At 66.0% G+C, this 16,048-nt stretch carries 20 protein-coding genes; 12 read left to right on the forward strand and 8 right to left on the reverse strand.

The window, feature by feature from the left end; all coding sequences use genetic code 11:
• The first annotated feature begins 51 nt into the window (after positions 1 to 51).
• Both M4J39_RS18325 and M4J39_RS18330 read left to right on the forward strand, forming a co-directional pair.
• The gene (locus M4J39_RS18325; protein WP_251729921.1) at positions 52 to 537 is read left to right on the forward strand and encodes a GNAT family N-acetyltransferase; all 486 of its coding nucleotides are present in this window, start codon (positions 52 to 54) and stop codon (positions 535 to 537) included.
• Between the two features lie 5 nt (positions 538 to 542).
• Positions 543 to 860, forward strand: a complete 318-nt coding sequence (locus M4J39_RS18330; protein WP_251729922.1) for a hypothetical protein — start codon at positions 543 to 545, stop codon at positions 858 to 860.
• A 30-nt stretch (positions 861 to 890) separates the two neighbouring features.
• Here M4J39_RS18330 and M4J39_RS18335 read toward each other — a convergent pair whose 3' ends face one another.
• A complete protein-coding gene (locus tag M4J39_RS18335; RefSeq protein ID WP_251729923.1) occupies positions 891 to 1,121 on the reverse strand; it encodes a helix-turn-helix domain-containing protein in 231 nt (76 codons plus the stop codon).
• A gap of 164 nt (positions 1,122 to 1,285) precedes the next feature.
• Here M4J39_RS18335 and M4J39_RS18340 point away from each other — a divergent pair, with 164 nt between their 5' ends.
• Entirely contained in the window at positions 1,286 to 1,741 is a 456-nt protein-coding gene (locus M4J39_RS18340; RefSeq protein WP_251729924.1) for a DUF5680 domain-containing protein, read from the forward strand.
• A gap of 64 nt (positions 1,742 to 1,805) precedes the next feature.
• Here M4J39_RS18340 and M4J39_RS18345 read toward each other — a convergent pair whose 3' ends face one another.
• The 4 genes from M4J39_RS18345 to M4J39_RS18360 all read right to left on the reverse strand — a co-directional run bounded on the left by M4J39_RS18345 (position 1,806) and on the right by M4J39_RS18360 (position 5,678).
• Complete coding sequence (locus M4J39_RS18345) at positions 1,806 to 3,113, reverse strand: TRAP transporter large permease (protein WP_251729925.1); 1,308 nt, start codon at positions 3,111 to 3,113, stop codon at positions 1,806 to 1,808.
• A 3-nt stretch (positions 3,114 to 3,116) separates the two neighbouring features.
• Positions 3,117 to 3,626, reverse strand: a complete 510-nt coding sequence (locus M4J39_RS18350; protein WP_251729926.1) for a TRAP transporter small permease — start codon at positions 3,624 to 3,626, stop codon at positions 3,117 to 3,119.
• 120 nt (positions 3,627 to 3,746) lie between these two features.
• Positions 3,747 to 4,748 (reverse strand): TRAP transporter substrate-binding protein, encoded by a 1,002-nt coding sequence (locus tag M4J39_RS18355; protein ID WP_251729927.1) that lies wholly within the window; start codon positions 4,746 to 4,748, stop codon positions 3,747 to 3,749.
• 69 nt (positions 4,749 to 4,817) lie between these two features.
• Positions 4,818 to 5,678, reverse strand: a complete 861-nt coding sequence (locus M4J39_RS18360) for a GntR family transcriptional regulator (protein WP_251729928.1) — start codon at positions 5,676 to 5,678, stop codon at positions 4,818 to 4,820.
• 414 nt (positions 5,679 to 6,092) lie between these two features.
• Here M4J39_RS18360 and M4J39_RS18365 point away from each other — a divergent pair, with 414 nt between their 5' ends.
• From M4J39_RS18365 to M4J39_RS18385, 5 genes are read left to right on the forward strand one after another with little or no spacing between them, the layout of a single operon-like run.
• On the forward strand, positions 6,093 to 7,232 hold the full coding sequence (locus tag M4J39_RS18365; protein WP_251729929.1) for an extracellular solute-binding protein: 1,140 nt from the start codon (positions 6,093 to 6,095) through the stop codon (positions 7,230 to 7,232).
• Positions 7,233 to 7,241: 9 nt separating this feature from the next.
• The gene (locus M4J39_RS18370; RefSeq protein WP_251729930.1) at positions 7,242 to 8,099 is read left to right on the forward strand and encodes an ABC transporter permease; all 858 of its coding nucleotides are present in this window, start codon (positions 7,242 to 7,244) and stop codon (positions 8,097 to 8,099) included.
• Entirely contained in the window at positions 8,096 to 8,965 is an 870-nt protein-coding gene (locus M4J39_RS18375; RefSeq protein ID WP_251729931.1) for an ABC transporter permease, read from the forward strand. The genes M4J39_RS18370 and M4J39_RS18375 overlap by 4 nt, the downstream gene beginning before the upstream one ends.
• A 28-nt stretch (positions 8,966 to 8,993) precedes the next feature.
• A complete protein-coding gene (locus M4J39_RS18380) occupies positions 8,994 to 10,067 on the forward strand; it encodes an ABC transporter ATP-binding protein (protein ID WP_251729932.1) in 1,074 nt (357 codons plus the stop codon).
• Positions 10,060 to 10,959: a glycerophosphodiester phosphodiesterase family protein gene (locus tag M4J39_RS18385; protein ID WP_251729933.1), complete on the forward strand. Its 900-nt coding sequence runs from the start codon at positions 10,060 to 10,062 to the stop codon at positions 10,957 to 10,959. The genes M4J39_RS18380 and M4J39_RS18385 overlap by 8 nt, the downstream gene beginning before the upstream one ends.
• A gap of 193 nt (positions 10,960 to 11,152) precedes the next feature.
• On the opposite strand, the gene M4J39_RS18390 is transcribed toward M4J39_RS18385, so the two are convergent.
• Positions 11,153 to 11,959, reverse strand: a complete 807-nt coding sequence (locus tag M4J39_RS18390; protein WP_251729934.1) for an inositol monophosphatase family protein — start codon at positions 11,957 to 11,959, stop codon at positions 11,153 to 11,155.
• A 130-nt stretch (positions 11,960 to 12,089) separates the two neighbouring features.
• On the opposite strand from M4J39_RS18390, the gene M4J39_RS18395 reads away from it, so the two are divergent.
• Positions 12,090 to 13,001 (forward strand): neutral zinc metallopeptidase, encoded by a 912-nt coding sequence (locus tag M4J39_RS18395; protein WP_251729935.1) that lies wholly within the window; start codon positions 12,090 to 12,092, stop codon positions 12,999 to 13,001.
• Positions 13,002 to 13,006: 5 nt separating this feature from the next.
• On the opposite strand, the gene M4J39_RS18400 is transcribed toward M4J39_RS18395, so the two are convergent.
• On the reverse strand, positions 13,007 to 13,300 hold the full coding sequence (locus M4J39_RS18400) for an XRE family transcriptional regulator (RefSeq protein ID WP_251729936.1): 294 nt from the start codon (positions 13,298 to 13,300) through the stop codon (positions 13,007 to 13,009).
• A 28-nt stretch (positions 13,301 to 13,328) separates the two neighbouring features.
• Positions 13,329 to 13,529 carry a type II toxin-antitoxin system RelE/ParE family toxin gene (locus M4J39_RS18405; RefSeq protein ID WP_251729937.1) on the reverse strand — a complete coding sequence of 67 codons (201 nt, stop codon included), beginning with the start codon at positions 13,527 to 13,529 and terminating at the stop codon, positions 13,329 to 13,331.
• Positions 13,530 to 13,816: 287 nt separating this feature from the next.
• On the opposite strand from M4J39_RS18405, the gene M4J39_RS18410 reads away from it, so the two are divergent.
• The 3 genes from M4J39_RS18410 to M4J39_RS18420 all read left to right on the forward strand — a co-directional run bounded on the left by M4J39_RS18410 (position 13,817) and on the right by M4J39_RS18420 (position 15,961).
• Entirely contained in the window at positions 13,817 to 14,089 is a 273-nt protein-coding gene (locus tag M4J39_RS18410) for a hypothetical protein (protein WP_251729938.1), read from the forward strand.
• Complete coding sequence (locus M4J39_RS18415; RefSeq protein ID WP_251729939.1) at positions 14,082 to 15,305, forward strand: MFS transporter; 1,224 nt, start codon at positions 14,082 to 14,084, stop codon at positions 15,303 to 15,305. Before M4J39_RS18410 ends, M4J39_RS18415 begins: the two co-directional genes overlap by 8 nt.
• Before the next feature lie 299 nt (positions 15,306 to 15,604).
• The gene (locus M4J39_RS18420) at positions 15,605 to 15,961 is read left to right on the forward strand and encodes a ParD-like family protein (RefSeq protein ID WP_251729940.1); all 357 of its coding nucleotides are present in this window, start codon (positions 15,605 to 15,607) and stop codon (positions 15,959 to 15,961) included.
• The last annotated feature ends 87 nt before the right edge of the window (positions 15,962 to 16,048 follow it).

Consider the following 16,048-nt stretch of genomic DNA (forward strand, 5'->3'; position numbering starts at 1 on the left):
CGGCCGATGGGGCGGGCAAAAGGGGATGGGGCGGTGGAGACAGACGTTTTGATGATCCGGCGTATCGGCGCCGACGATGTGGAGGCGTTCCGGCGCATTCGCCTCGAAGCGTTGCGCGAAGAGCCCTCGGCCTACGCCAGCAGCTACGAGGACTCGGTCGCCCTGACCGATGAGGACTGGCGGAACCGAATGCGCGAGCCGGTCTTCCTGGCCTTCCGGGCCGACGAGCCGGTGGGGCTGGCCGGCCTCGTGCGGCAGGGGGCGAGCAAGATGGTCCACCGCGCCAGCATCGTCATGGTCTACGTGCGCAAGAGCCAGCGCGGGACCGGCGTGGCCGACGGCCTCGTCGATGCGGTCATCGAAGAGGCGCGCGCCATGGGGATCGTGCAACTGGAACTCGCCGTCACCGCCGAGAACTTGTCGGCGGTTCGCTTCTATCTGCGCAAGGGCTTCGCCGAGATCGGCCGCGTTCCCGGCGCTCTGATGCATGAGGGGCGGGAATTGGATGACAGCTTGATGGCGCTTCGCATCGGGTGATTGAAATGGCCTACGGCAAAGATAAATACCGTTCCCGAAGGAACAGGGCGCGAGTGCGCGACCTGCTGATGAGGGAATGGGACCCCATCGGGGTGTTCGGCATTGAGGAAGCCTCGGACGAGTACGACGCTTATGTCGGTTCCGTCTATGTCATGGCCATGGACGAGCGAGCGGCAGCACACGACATCGCGGCCTTCTTGCTCGACATCGAGACGCGACACATGGGTCTGGCCCCCGGCGATCAAGCTCGTGCTCGTCGAGTCGCAGAAATGCTGGTCGCCATGGTTCCCCAGTTCGAAGCTGAACCGGATGAGCCATCGTGACGGGTCCACGCGAAAGCTGCTGCGACGACCCTACCCAGCCGCCTTCGACTCGCCCGATTCCCGGCCGTCGAAATCGCGGATGCCCTGGCTGATGGCCCAGCAGGCGAGGCGGACGTGCTTGGGGATCGGCACTCGCCGCCCGCCGCGCTCGCCCCGCTCGTAATACTGGATCATTCTTCGCTTGAGGCCGAGGTGTTGCGCCGCCTCGTCCTGCGTCAGGCCCTGGCTCTGCCGCCAGGCGCGAAACGTCTCTGCGTTCATGCCGCTTTCATGTCCTCACAACCCGAAGGAGAAAGTGCATCAAACCGGGCGATTTGTCCACCGCGCCAAAAGCCAAGCCGGCAAGGAATCGCCACACCACTCCTGCTGCCATGAAACGACAGTGGGGGGCTTTAGGTTCCATGTCGGGAAACCGGAGGCCCCATATGGACGCCCTCGAAGACTTCATCATCCGCGCCAAGGCGGCCACCTATGCCGGCGACGGCGCACCGGCCGTCAGCTGCCGGCCCGGCTCGCACGATCTCTCCTTCGCCGACGGCGATTTCCGCTATCTCGACAGCTATTTCGGCGGCACCGACTTCTCCGGGCAGGAGGTGGTCTGGCAGGGTGACCGCCCCGTCTGGGCCATGGGCTACCACGGCCGGGTGCTGCGCGACGACCTGATCACCGGCGCGGAGGCCGGCGCCACCATCAAGGCGGCGCTCACCACGCTCTACGGAGAGCGTCGCTTTCTCGGCGGCTTTCGCTTCCGCCGCGATGGCCACGACTACATCGACATCGGCGACGGCGACTATCGGGCCTTCTTCGGCTTCGAGGAGATCCGGGTGCGGGACGTCCGCGCCTACGGGTTGCGCTACTTCGGCGGACTGATCCGGGATTGACGAAGGCTCGCCGGCCCTGCCGTTGCGGGCAAGGCCGGCGAGCGGTTTCCTCGGTCGCGTCAGCTTACCTCACGAACCCCGCCGCCTGCGGCAGCGCCAGCGACAGCGCGGGGATGAAGGTCACCACGAACAGCATGGCGACCAGGACGAGGAAGTAGAGCAGCAGCGGCTTGAACACCTCCTCGATCCTGAGCTTGGCGATGCGACAGCCGACGAACAGGATGGGCCCGACCGGCGGCGTGATGGTGCCGATGCACAGGTTGAAGACCATGATGACGCCGAAATGCACGGGGTCGATCCCGAGCGAGGTGGCGATCGGCAGGAAGATCGGCGCGAAGATCAGGATGGCCGGGGTCGGGTCCATGACGCAGCCCAGAAGCAGCATGATGGCGTTCATCATCACCATGATGAGGATGGGGTCGTCGGTGAAGCCCAGCAGCGACGTGGCGATGATGTTGGGGATCTTGGCATAGGCCATGATCCAGCCCATGACGGCGGAGATGCCGATCATGAAGATGATCATGCCGGTGGTCTTGGCGGTGTCGAGCAGGAAGCCCGGGATCATGTCGACGGTGATGGTCCGGTAGGCAAAGGACAGCACCAGGACGTAGATCACCGCGATGCAGCTCGCCTCCGTCGGCGTGAAGATGCCGGAGATGATGCCGCCGACGATCAGCACGATCAGGAACAGCGCCGGCAGGGCCTCCATGGTGACCCGGAAGTTTTCCTTGAACCGGCCCATGCCCTGCGCCTTGTGCCCGGCGCGGCGCGCATAGATCAGGGCCGGAATGATGCAGGCCAGACCCCAGAGGATGCCGGGAATGTAGCCGGCGAGGAACAGGGCGGCGACCGAGGTGCCGCCGCTCGCCAGCGAGTAGATGATGAAGGTGTTGCTGGGCGGGATGAGCATGCCGGAGGGGGCGGAGGCGATGTTGGCGGCGGCGGCCGCCGCCGGATCGTAGCCGTCGTCCGTCTGCTGAGGGCCGATGGCGCCGCCGATGGCCGCCGCCGCGGCGACGCCGGAGCCGCTGATCGAGCCGAACAGCATGTTGGCGACGATGTTGGTCTGCATCAGCGCGCCGGGAATGAAGCCGATCAGCGCCTTGGCGAAGTTAATCAATCGTCGGGCGATGCCGCCGTTGGTCATGATGATGCCGGCGAGCACGAAGAAGGGGATCGCCAGGAGCGAGAAGCTGTTGACGCCGGTGAAGATGCGCTGGGCCGCCGTGATCGCCATCCGGTCGAAGGTGAAGATGGTGGCCATGGCGAGGACCGACCCGATGCCCATGCTGATGCTGATCGGCACCCCGATGGCGAGGAGGATCGGGATGCTGATGAGCATGATCAGCCCGATGTCTGCTGCGTTCGGCATCGGTCAGCCCTCCGTCGGCGCGCGATCGCCTGTCATGGCGGCCTTCAGCCGCTGGCCATCGCAGATGATGTTGTAGATGCAGTAGAAGCTGGAGAAGACGCCGCAGATCGGCAGCGCCAGGTAGATCTGGCCGGTGCTGAGGTAGGGAATGGCGGCATTGGTCTGGCGCATGGTCCGGATGACGGCGTCCCATCCGCCGACCACCAGAATGGCGACGCAGAAGCCCAGGATCAGGATGCTGGTCAGGATCTGGAGCGACAGCCGCCACCGGACGGTCAGCGCGTCGCAGAGCAGCCCGATGTTCATGTGGCCCTTCTCGCCGAACAGCAGCGCCGCCGAGAACAGCGTCAGCCAGACGAACATGATCTTGGCCAGCTCTTCCGACTGGGCGCCGGGGCTGCTGAAGAGATAGCGGCTGGCCACCTGCCAGGTCACGACGACGGTGAGAAGTCCGCACAAGAGAATGCAGCAGAAGGCAAGGATCTGGTCGACCCTTCGCTTGATCGTTTCCATTGGTTCCACCCCCGTCCCGGGACCGGCGGCGGCCCGGGGTTCCGGGGCGCCTGGAGTTTGCGGGCAGTCCCCCGGCCGCCGTCCGCCGCTGGGGCGAGACGGCCGGGGGGCTTCACAGGATCAGCGCAGCGCTTCGATCTTCTGGTAGATCGTCTTGGTGACGTCGGAGGTCAGCTTGCTGTCGACCAGCGGCTTCACCGCGGCGCGGAAGGCATCCATGTCGACGTCCTCGCTGAACTTGCCGCCGGCCTTTTCGGCATCGGCCCGGGCCTGGGCGGCGTCGGCCGCGAAGGCGTCGAACTCGTAGTCGAAGGCCTTGGCCAGCTCTTCGGTGACGATGGTCTTGATGTCGTCCGGCAGGCCGTTGAAGAGGTCGACGTTCATGACGAGATAGTCGGGGATCATCAGGTGGCGCGTGTAGGAGTAGTACGGGGCCACTTCGACGTGCTTGAGCGAGGAGTAGACGATCTCGTTGTTCTCGCCGCCGTCGAGAACGCCGGTCTGGATGGCGGTGTAGACCTCACCCTGTCCCATGGCGATGCCGGCGCCGCCCATCTGCTTCAGCATCTGGACGTTGGTGTCCGACTGCATGACGCGGATCTTCTCGCCGGCCAGATCGGCGGGCGTCTTGACGAAGCGGTCCTTGAGATAGACCGAGCGCGCGCCCGCGGTGAAGGAGCCGAGCACGATCACGCCCTGGTCGGACACCGACTTGTAGAGGTCGCCGACGATCTCGGGGTTGTTGAGGACCTTCTTCTGCTCGTCGATGCTGTTGAAGAGATAGGGCAGGTTGAACACCGAGAAGTCCGGGTTCCAGCTTTCCAGGAGGCTGGCGGCGGCCACCGACATGGCGAGCGTGCCGGTCTGAACCATCTCGACGGTTTCCTTCTGGGCGCCGAGCAGCTCGTTGGGGAACACCTCGGCCGTGTACTCGCCGTTGGTGCGGGCCTTGAGGCCCTCGGCGAACATCTGAAGCGCCTTGAACTGCGGATGCGTCTCGGTCTGGTTGAAGGCGATCTCGAAGTTCACGGGGGCGGCCGACGCCGCGCCGATCCCGAAGGGAAGGGCCGTGGACAGCGCGATGGCTCCGGCGACGACTGAGAGATAGGAAGCGTATTTCATGGGTTTCCTCCGTCTTGTTAAGTCGGTTTCAAGATCGTCCGCCGGCTCGGCGAGCCGGCTCGACGTCGTTCAAGCGCCCTCTCGGCTCTTGATTTCCATGTGCCCCGCTAGCGAGGCGATATCCGATGCGTCGATCTGGCTGCCCACGGTCATCGCCGGGACGACCGCTGGAGAGGACGATCGTCTGCCCCAGCGAACCTGCGCGTCTTCCAGGTTTCCGGAGAAGTAGTCCGGGCCGATCTCGCGGATCTTGGCCAGGCTGGCGCCGAGCCAGTCGAGGTGATCGCCGATGACCGACGCCGCCTTCTCCGACTGGCCGGCGCCGATGGCGTCGACCAGCTCGACATGTTCGGCCAGCGCCCGTTCCATGCGGTGCGCCTGCGGCAGCGTCAGCCGGCGGAACCGGTCGAGCTGCACCTTGATGCCTTCGACGAAGCGCCAGATGCCCGGCAGGCCGGCGGCCGCCATGATCGACCGGTGCAGCGCCTCGTCCTCGTCGTGAAAGCCGTCGATGTCGTTCGACCGCAGCGCTTCCTTCTGCCGCTCGACGATGGCGCGCAGCTTGAGGACGTCGCTCTTGGCGGCCAGTTCGGCGGCCATGCGCGCCGTCATCTGCTCGATGGCCTTGCGGGCGAGGATCGCCTCGGGGAGCTCGTCGGCCGGGATGCGCGAGACGATCGTCCCCGACTTGGCGATGATGTCGATCAACCCCTCCTCGGAGAGGCGCAAGAGGGCCTCGCGCACGGGGGTGCGGCTGACCTGGTAGGTCTGGGTGATGTCCTTCTCGGCGATCGGCTCACCGGGGCGGCGGCGCATCGAGATGATGTCGTCGCGCAGATGGAAGTGGATGAGCTGGGCGGAGTTCATCACACGGGTCGGGCTGGCCGGCCTGCCAACACCCCATCCGCCTGTGATCAATCCATCCGACATACCGCTTCACTCCGCCAACTTCGATCGCCTGCCTCATCGTTCTTGCATATCTAATATATCAGATATGCTTGCCTTCACATCCGGTAGACTCCGATCGCGACTTAAGTCGAGGTTCGGCGGGCGTTCGGGCTGGAAAAGGGGAATTTTCGGCGCGTTCGGCATGTGAGCCAGTTTGCGACCACGGCTGCGCCAACACCTTTGCCGGCGATGCTTGCGTCCGGTACTTGCGCCACTCCGGCGGATCGATCGGAGATTGATAGCGCTTTCACTTTATCGCCGGATGGCGGTCAGAGTTCACGGAACCGCCGCTCAAGCGTCATCGAAACGATAACCAGGCCCCCTAGCGTCCACTCCCGAACCGTTCATCCCCACAAGGAACGGACCGCTTGCACACCTGCTCATCGGGAGACTGTCATGAACCGTCGTGAATTCCTCATGGCCGGCGCGGCCGCCGGCCTCGTCGCGTCCACGCGTTTTGCCGCCGCCGCGACGCGGCTCGACCTCTACACCGCGTCCGACGCCAACATCTCCGACTTCTTCAACAACGTGGTCAAGCCGGCCTTCGAGGCGGCCAACCCCGGCCTTGAGCTGAACGTCGTCATCGCCCGCCCGGCGGCGGCGCTCGACGCGGTGGTGCAGCGCGCGTTCGCGGCGCTTTCCACCAAGTCCGACCCGCAGCTCGACATCATCGAGCAGTACGAGCCGATGCTGCCGAACGGTGGTATCGAGGCGGGCCTGTGGACCGACTTCCAGAAGGCCGGCCTTGCCAACTATGGCGCGGTCAACAAGCTGGCGATCCAGACCGCCTACGGTCTTCCCTATCGCGGTTCGCAGGTGCTGCTCGCCTATGACAGCACCAAGCTGCCGCGGGACAAGGCGCCCAAGACCTTCGCGGACCTCGCCGCGTGGATCAAGGCCAACCCTGGCCAGTTCATCTACAACCGTCCCGACAAGGGCGGCTCGGGCGGCAACTTCATCAACCGTGTCGTACACGAGGTGTCGGGCCGCGATCCCCTGAAGTTCAAGGTCGACAACTACACGCAAGCCTCGGCCGACGAGGTGCTCGCCAAGGCCTGGGCCGTGCTCAACGACCTCGCGCCGTCGCTCTACGAGAAGGGCGCCTACACCTCCGGCAACTCCGCCTCGCTGCAACTGCTCGCCCAGGGCGCGGTGACCATGATCCCGGCCTGGTCCGACCAGGTGCTGCAGGCGATCGCCAAGGGCGTGCTGCCGGAGACCACCGGCCTCGTGCAGCTCACCGACCTCGCGCTGTGCGGCGGCTTCTCGCAGGCCGTCGTTCCCACCAACGCCGCCCATCGCGACGCGGCGCTAAAGTTCGCCGATTTCATGCTGAGCCAGGAGATGCAGACCGCCGTCATCGAGAAGCTCGGCGGCTTCCCCGGCGTCGACTGGTCGAACCTGCCGAAGGCGCTGCACGACAAGTATGCCGACGTCATCCCGTCCTCCATCCCCACCTTCCCGTCGGGCGAATGGACCAAGGCGGTGCAGGACGGCTGGTACCGCAACGTCGCCCCGAACATCTCGCGCACCTGACCTGCCGCGATGATCGCCGCGCTCCGCTCCGGCATGATGGGAGGGAGGCTTTCGGGCCTCCTTCTCGTCGCCCTTCCGGTCGCCCTGCTGATCTGGCTGGTGCTGTGGCCGGTGCTGCAGGCCATGGTCGGCACCGTCTATTTCCCCGGCACCGGCTTCAGCACCGCCTCCTACGCCTATTTCTTCACCGACGACTACAGCCTGCGCAATCTCTGGCTGACGCTATGGGTCACCGCGCTCACCTCGGTGCTCAGGGTGACTGTCGCCATGCCGATCGCGCTCTACCTGCGTTTCCGCACCGGGTCCGTCGCCGCGCTGGTGCAGGCGCTGGCGCTGTTTCCGATGTTCGTGCCGTCGGTGCTGGTGGCCTACGCCTTCATCCGCGTGCTCGGCCCCAACGGCATCGTCGATACCGTCCTCGTGGCGCTGCATCTGCCCAAGCTCATGAGCCCCTATCTCACGCCGGCCGGCCCGATCATCGGCCTCGTCTGGGACGGGTTGCCGCTGACGCTCCTGCTGCTGCTGTCCGGCCTCGGCCGCGTCTCCATCGCCTCGGTGGACGCCGCCCGCGACCTCGGCGCCGGCAGCTGGACGCTGTTCACCCGCATCATCCTGCCGCGCATCCAGAGTTCGATCATCGTGACGCTGGCCTTCAACGTGCTGGGCTTGTTCTCGGCCTTCACGCTGCCCTTCCTGCTCGGCCCCGCCTCGCCGGAAATGATGGGTCCCTACATGCAGCGCACCTTCTCCGACAACGCCGATCCGCTCAACGCCACCACGCAGGCGGTGATCACCTTCGCCTTCTGCGCCGCCTTCGGCCTCATCTACGTGCGCGCCATCGCCAAGGGCAGAAAGGGACCGGCATGACCGATCTCGCTCCCGTTTCGCCTTTCGATGCCTCGCCGTCGGCGGTCGGGCGGATCGCCCGGCGCGCGCCGATCGACTGGACCGGCATCGCCTTCCTCGTCGGCCTCGCGGCGGTCATCCTGCTGCCGCTCGTCGTCACCGCCGTCTGGGCCTTCGCCGAAGTCTGGCGTTTTCCGGCCATCGTGCCGCAGCGCATGGGCCTCGGCTACTGGCAGGAGACGCTGTCGCGCACCGACGTCTGGCAGGCGCTGTGGCTGTCGCTCCGCATCACCACGACGGTGACGGTGATCTCGGCGGCCATCTGCTTTCCGGCCGCCTATGCCTTCGCCCGGCTGGATTTCCCCGGCCGCAACATGCTGTTCCTGGCCTTCCTCTCCGTGCAGGCCTTCCCCAAGTTCGGCCTGATCATCGCCACGGCGACGATCTTCCTGACGCTCAATCTCATCGGCACCTTCTGGGGCGTGGTGCTGATCCAGCTCGTCGGCACGCTGCTCTACATGATCTGGATCCCGGTCTCCGCCTTCCAGGGCGTCGACCGGCGGCTGGAAGAGGCGGCGCGCGACGTCGGCGCCTCGCCGATGCGGGTGTTCTGGTCAATCACCCTGCCGCAGGCGGCGCCGACGCTGTTCGCCGCCATCCTGATCACCTTCGTCAACACGTTCTACGAGACCGACGCCGCCTGGCTGATCGGCCTGCCCAACGTGCGCACCATGCCGATGGTGATGATCGCCTTCATCAACAACGCCCTCGAAGTCCAGTATGGCGCGGTGTTGTTCGTCTTCCTCTGGGTGCCGTCCTTCCTGCTCATGCTGGCGGCCCGCCGCGTGATGGGTGCCGATGCCTTTGCAAAAGGCCTCGGTGGCTGAACACCCACGCTTTTCAAGGACATTTCCAATGGCTCAGGTTCGTTTGACCGGCATCGCCAAGGCATTCGGCAAGGTCACGGCGCTCGACGCCATGGACCTTATGATCGACGACGGCGAGCTCGTCTGCCTGCTCGGCCCTTCGGGGTCGGGCAAGTCGACGCTGCTTCGCCTCATCGGCGGCTTCGAGACGCCGAGCGAGGGCACCATCGCCATCGACGGCGTCGACGTCACCCACCTGCCGCCGGAACGGCGCCCCACCGCCATGGTGTTCCAGAGCCACGCCCTGTGGAGCCACATGACCGTTCACGGCAACATCGCCTTCGGGCTGAAGCTGCGCCGCCTGCCGAGGGCCGAGATCCGCGAGCGCGTCGAGAAGGTGCTCGATCTCGTCGGTCTTGCGGGCTATAGCGCGCGCCTGCCGAGCCAGCTCTCCGGCGGCCAGCAGCAGCGCGTGGCGCTCGCCCGCTCGCTGGTGATCGAGCCGAAGATCCTGCTGCTCGACGAGCCCTTCGCCAGCCTCGACCAGCACCTGCGCGAACGCCTGCGCGACGAGGTGCGCGACATCCAGCAGCGCCTCGGCATCACCGCCGTGTTCGTCACCCACGGTCAGGACGAGGCGCTGGCCATCTCCGACCGCATCGTGGTGCTGGCCGACGGCCGCATGCAGCAGGTCGGCCGACCCGGCGAGATCTACGCCGAACCGAAGACCGCCTTCGTCGCCGGCTTCATCGGCGCCATGAACATGCTGGACGGCACGCTCGCCGACGGCGAGATCGCGGCCGGCGGTCTGCGCCTTGCCGCCGAGGGCAGCGGCGCGGCCCGCCTCGCCATCCGCCCCGAGGACATCGCGCTCTCCGAGCCGGAGGAGGGACGCACGGTGACGGTGCGCCGGATGATCGACTTCGGCTCGCATGTGGTCATCGACAGCACGCTGGTCGATGGCACGCATCTGCGCATCCAGACCGACAAGACCATCCGCGTCGAGGCCGGCGAGCGCGTCGGCATCCGCGTCGAGCGGTGGACGGTGTTCGCGGAGGGCGAAGCGCCGCGCCGCTACAGTTCCGACACGGTGCGGCCCTTTCGCGAGGCGCGCTATGCTTGATCTCGACTCGCCCGGCCTCGACCTATACCGCGACGGCCATCGCACCCGCCTCAAGTGGCACATGGGCCGGCGCGTCCGGTCCGACGTGCCGTTCACGCCCAGCCGCACGGCCGAGGCGATGGCGCTCGGCGCCAGTTTCGAGGTCGACCTCAACCGTCACGCCGGCGCCGGCTTCGCGGTGCTGCATGACGAAACGCTGGATCGGGAGACCGACGGCCACGGGCAGGTGATCGCGGCGGAGCCGGACGCGCTCAGGCGTTTGAAGCTGCGCCGCCCCTCGGGCGAAATCACCGACGAGAAGGTGCAGTTGCTCGACGATCTCGCGGCGCTGGTGCGGGCCGGCTCGGCCCATCCGGAAACGCTGATCCAGCTCGACCTCAAGGTGGGCGCCGACGTGATCGACGAGGAGAGCGTCGAAGCCTTCGCGGCGACGCTCTCGGGCATCGCGCCAAGGTTCATCCTGTCGGGCGGCGACCGCGTGGCGGTAGGCCGGCTCGGCCGGGCGACGGCCGGCCTCAACCTCGGCTTCGATCCCTGCAACGAGGGAACGGTGGGCGAGATCGAGGCGGGCGCCGATCTCCAGGCCTTCGTGGCCGATGCGCTGGCGGCCCTGCCGGAGGCGAGCCTCATCTATCTCGATTATCGCGCCGTGCTCGCCGCCGACAGGCGTGGCGTCGACCTGATCGCCGCCTTCCACGCGGCAGGCAAGCGCATCGACGCCTACACGCTCGATCTCCACCACCCCGGCGCCGACGACAGCCTGACGCGGCTGATCGAACTCAAGGCCGACCAGATCACCACCAACGAGCCCGACGCGGTGGCGCGGCGAGCGGCCGAGCTGGGATTGGCGGAGCCGGGAATCGACGTCAGGGTAAAAGGGCGTTCCGGCTAGAGTGACCACCTATATCGGCGTCTCGTTCCATCCTGTCTGAGGTCCTGGCCTGCGCCAGGATGACAGCCTGATAGGGACGGCCGCTCGGCCAAGTATTTGTTCCAAAACTATAAGACTGTCATCCTGGCGCAGGCCAGGACCTCAGGCCGGAAGGGGCAATCGGCGACTATAGCGTTCGCTCTCCAGGCTTCCGTCACCCCCTGAACCGCTTCACCAGCCAGGGGTGAACCGCCGGCGTCGCGGCGAGCACGGCGCCGGTTCTCGGAATGGCGTTGCCGTCGAAGCCGCTCACCACACCGCCGGCCTCCTCGACGATCAGCACCGAGGCGGCGTAGTCGTGCGGCGACAGGCCGTCTTCGAAGAAGGCGTCGTGGCGGTTCGCCGCCACATAGGCAATGGAGAGCGCCGCCGAGCCCATCCGCCGCATGGTGGCGGCGTGGTCCATCACCTCCATCAGGATCTCGCGGTAGCGGGCGACGTGCATCGACTTGACCTGGCCGGGGATCGGCAGGCTGGCGCCGATCACCGCGTGGTCGATGTTGCGGTCGTCGCGGACCTTGAGGCGCACGCCGTCGAGGAAGGCGCCCTGGCCGCGCTCGGCATGGAACAGTTCGTCGCGCATCGGGTCGTAGACGACGCCGGCGTCGATGCGGTCGCCACGCAGGAGCGCGATGACCACGCCGAAGAAGGGGATGCCCCAGGCGAAGTTGGTGGTGCCGTCGATGGGGTCGATCAGGAAACGCGGCGCGTCGGGGCCGTGGTCGCGGTCGCCGGCCTTCTCCTCGCCATTGATCGACCAGTCCGGATAGGCCTCGGCGAGCGCGGCGGCGATGGCAGCCTCCACCGCCACATCGGCGGCCGTCACGTAGTCGCGCGCCGCCTTCTCGTCGACCTTCGCCTGGCCGCAGGCGGAGAAATGCCGGCGGGCGATGTCGCCACCCAGGCGGGCGGCGGCGATCATGGTGGCGATGAGCGGGGAGGGGGCGACGATCTGGGACATGGTCGGAACTCGACTCGGGCTGAGAAAAGAGCGCCCTACATGCGCCGAAGAGACGACAGTTCCATGTCGGCGGGACTGGAACTCACCGCTCGCTCTGCTGTTATATTGCCTGACCAACGGAGGGCCGGGCATGCTGTGGAAGGGGCGCCGCCAGAGCGGCAACATCGAGGACATGCGCGGCAGAGGCGGCGGCTTTTCAGGCGGCGGCCTACGCTTTCCGGGTGGCGGCTTCCCCGGCGGCAGGCGGCGCGGCGGCGGCGGGCTTTCCATCGGCGGGCTGATCGTCGTCGGCCTCGTGCTGTGGTTCCTCGGCATCAACCCGCTGGTGCTGCTCGACGGCGGCATGGGCGGGTCCGGTTATAGCGGCTCGACGGCCATCGAGCGGCCGCGCGGCGGCGAACCCGACGAGATGCGCGACTTCGTCGCCACCGTGCTCGGCGACACCGAGGATACCTGGACGGAGATTTTCAAGGCGGAGGGCAAGCGCTACGAGGCGACGCCGCTGGTGCTGTTCTCCGGCCAAACCCAGTCGACCTGCGGTTTCGCCAGCGCGGCAAGCGGGCCGTTCTACTGTCCCGGCGACGGCAAGATCTACATCGACCTCGCCTTCTACGACGAGCTGCGCCAGCAGTTCGGCGCGCCCGGCGACTTCGCCCAGGCCTATGTGATCGCCCACGAGGTCGGCCACCACGTGCAGGACCTCGTCGGCCTGTTACCGGCCTTCAACGAGCGCCGCCGGCAGCTCGACCCAGCCGACGCCAACGCGCTGTCGGTGCGGGTGGAACTGCAGGCCGATTGCTACGCCGGCATCTGGGGCCATTACGCCGAGAAGAAGGGCATCCTCGAACGCGGCGACCTTGAAGAGGCGCTCAACGCCGCCACCCAGATCGGCGACGATGCCATCCAGAAGCGGACCCAGGGCTATGTGGTGCCGGAGAGCTTCAACCACGGCTCCTCCGCCGCCCGCAAGCGCTGGTTCAAGATCGGCTTCGACACCGGCGACATGGAGTCCTGCGACACGTTTTCCGGCAAGCGGCTGTAAGGAATTCAGGCGCGCGTCTTCTCGGAAAGATCTGAGAAGTTGTTGATCTTGACCGCGTGATCGGGGAACCGCGCAACAATCTCCAGCTCACCGCCCATCGCTTCGATGAAGCGACGAAGGGTGCTGACATACATGTCGGCGCGCTTCTCGATCTTGGCGACCGACCCCTGATTGATCTGCAGCGTCTGGCCGATCTCCTCCTGGGACAGTCTCAAGGCCCGCCGAACCTCTGCAAGGTTCATCTCAGCGTCGAGCTGCGCGGCCAACGCCTCGGCTTCGGCGCGGGCTTCCGGGGTCATTCGAGAACGAAGCTCCGCGAAGGAACGCCTACCGGCCATCAGGATTCTCCTTTTCCAGTTCGGCCAGATGCTCGTCATAGAGATTGTCGGCCACCGGGATCATTCGTCCGTAGAAGCGCTTGTCGCCCGTCTTGTCTCCACCGATCAGCAGGATCGCCGAGCGACGTGGGTCGAAGGCGTAGAACACCCGCAATGGCTTGCCACCGCTTTGCACGCGCAGCTCGCGCATATGGGCGTGACGCGATCCGCTGACCCCGCTCGAATAGGGAACGGCAGGTTTGGACCGCGCTGCTCCAACTTGCGAACATGGGCGTCGATGCTGACTTGCTCGGATGTGGTGAGCGTATCCCACCATCTCCCGAATTCTTCGGTGTATTCGATCAGCCAATGTATGGAGGAATATTATTCCTTTTAAGGACTGTTTCAAGTGCTTCATATGAGGCTGGTTGTCCATCAGTTGACGTTGGTTGGGTCCGTTGGTACATAGGTACACATGTACTAAACTTGAGGGCAACAATGACCGGCATGGTGGTGGAGCGGGTGCAGACGGGCATCCGGATTGAAAAGCGCATCCTGAAGGTGCTGAAGGCGTTGGCCGAGCATGGCGACATCACGCTCGGCGATCTGGTCGAGGGCATCGTGCTGCACGCCTTCGAGGGCAAGACGCCGTTCTCGCCGGCGACGCTGGAGGTGATCGCGCAACTGAAGGCCATCTACGGCCTCGATCTCGACGCCGGCGCCAGCCACAAGCTGACCGAACGCGGCGAGGGGGAGAGTGGCCGTGACTGACGCGACGCTTCATCTCCGGCGGAGCGGTTTTCCCTTCGTGCTGGCCACCGCCTTTCTCGACGCGGCCGGCTTCGGCATGGTGCTGCCGGTTCTGCCGGCGCTGATCGCCTCGCTCACCGGCGACGGCATGGGCGCGGCGGCCGTCGAGGGCGGCCGGCTGACCTTCGTTTACGCGGCCATGCTGTTCCTGGTCTCGCCGCTGATCGGCGGCCTGTCCGACCGCTTCGGCCGGCGGCCGCTGCTGATCCTCGCCGTCGCCAGCTTCGCGCTCGACAACCTGATCTGCGCGCTGGCGCCGTCGCTCGCCTGGCTTTACCTCGGCCGCATTCTCTCCGGCATTTCCGGCAGCACGGGGCCGGTGATCGGCGCCTATGTCGCCGACACCACTGCGCCCGACGATCGCGCCGCCCGGTTCGGCCGCGTCGGCATGGCCTTCGGCGCCGGCTTCATGCTGGGGCCGGCGCTGGGCGGTCTTGTCGGAGAACTGTCGCCACGCGCACCCTTCCTGGTCGCCGCGCTGCTGGCGCTCGTCAATGCGGGTCTCGGCTGGGCCTTCCTGAAAGAAAGCCTCCCGGTCGAGCGGCGTCGGTCGCTGGATCTCGCCAAGGCCAATCCCTTCGGTGCGCTGCGCTTCATCGCCGGCGCAGCCGGCATCGGCCTGTTGATCGTCGTGCTGGTGCTGATGCAGGTGGCGCACGACTCGCTGCCGGCCGTCTGGACCTTCTCGCTGAAGGAGCGCTTCGGCTGGGGCGAGCGGGAGATCGGTCTGACGCTGACGCTGGTCGGCGTGGTGATGACGGCGGTGACCGGCTTCGTCGTGGGCCCCACGGTGAAGCGTTTCGGCGAGCATAGCGCGGCGATGGTCGGGCTGGCCGTGGCCGGCGTTGGCTTCCTGGGTTTCGCCTTCGCCACGTCGGGCACGGCGATCACGCCGTTCATCGCCGCCTTCGCCTTCATCGGCATCGTCGGGCCGTCGCTCACGGCGATGATGAGCCGGCGCGTGGCGGCCGACCGGCAGGGCGAATTGCAAGGGGCGATCGGCGCGGTGAAGGGTATCACCATGGCGCTGGCGCCGATCCCGATGACCGAGCTGTTCGGCTATTTCACGTCCGACGCTGCGCCAATGCGCTTCGCTGGCGCGCCGTTCCTTCTGTCGGCGGTGCTGATGGCGATCGCGCTGGTGGTGGTCGGGATGGACCGAAGGGTGCGTCGCTGATTCGGAAAGAAAAACAGTTATATAAGCTGTCTTCCTCTGCCTGCGCAGAGGATCTCAGGCCGAAAAGAACGAGAGGTTGATATAGGGCATTCTGCGGCTCGGAGAGTGCTATATCGGCGGCTCGCTCTACCTTCCCGAGATCCTCTGCCTGCGCAGAGGAGGGCAGGATTATATAGAGGGTATGGTTCTCTGTTTCGTCTAGACCAGGATGCGATGATAGGATGCGTCAGTGTGCCCAGCCCGCAAGGATCTTGAAGGGTAGGTGGCATTTTGCTACCTTTCGAGCATAGGAGGCGGCAATGGCGCAGTCCGTGAAGCTTGCTGACGACATCATGGCCCTTGTCCGGCGCGAGGCCGATCTTCACAGCCGCTCCGTTGCCGGCCAACTGACACATTGGATCAAGATCGGCCGAGCCATCGAACGCTCTGGCAACTTCGATTATGCGCGGATTACGGCCGCGCTCGAAGCCGGGCTCGATACGACGGAGCTGAGCGAAGAAGAAGAGGCCGCCTGGCTCGACGAGTTCACCGCGAAGATGGCGGATCCATCGACCACCGAGACGGCGTTTTTCGAAAAGCGCAAGATTCTCGGTCGCGGCGTCGGTCTCGATGCCGGCGGCAACCTCGTCTATGCGAAAGGTGAAGCGGCTGAGTAATGCGCAAGTCAAGCAGCTTTTCGGCTTGGATCGAAGGCCCGGCGGGTGTGGATCATGGTCCAGAGGACGGTGACGCGCCTGCGTGCG

The sequence above is a fragment of the Pleomorphomonas sp. NRK KF1 genome (assembly GCF_023721755.1).
Taxonomy (GTDB): Bacteria; Pseudomonadota; Alphaproteobacteria; order Rhizobiales; family Pleomorphomonadaceae; genus Pleomorphomonas.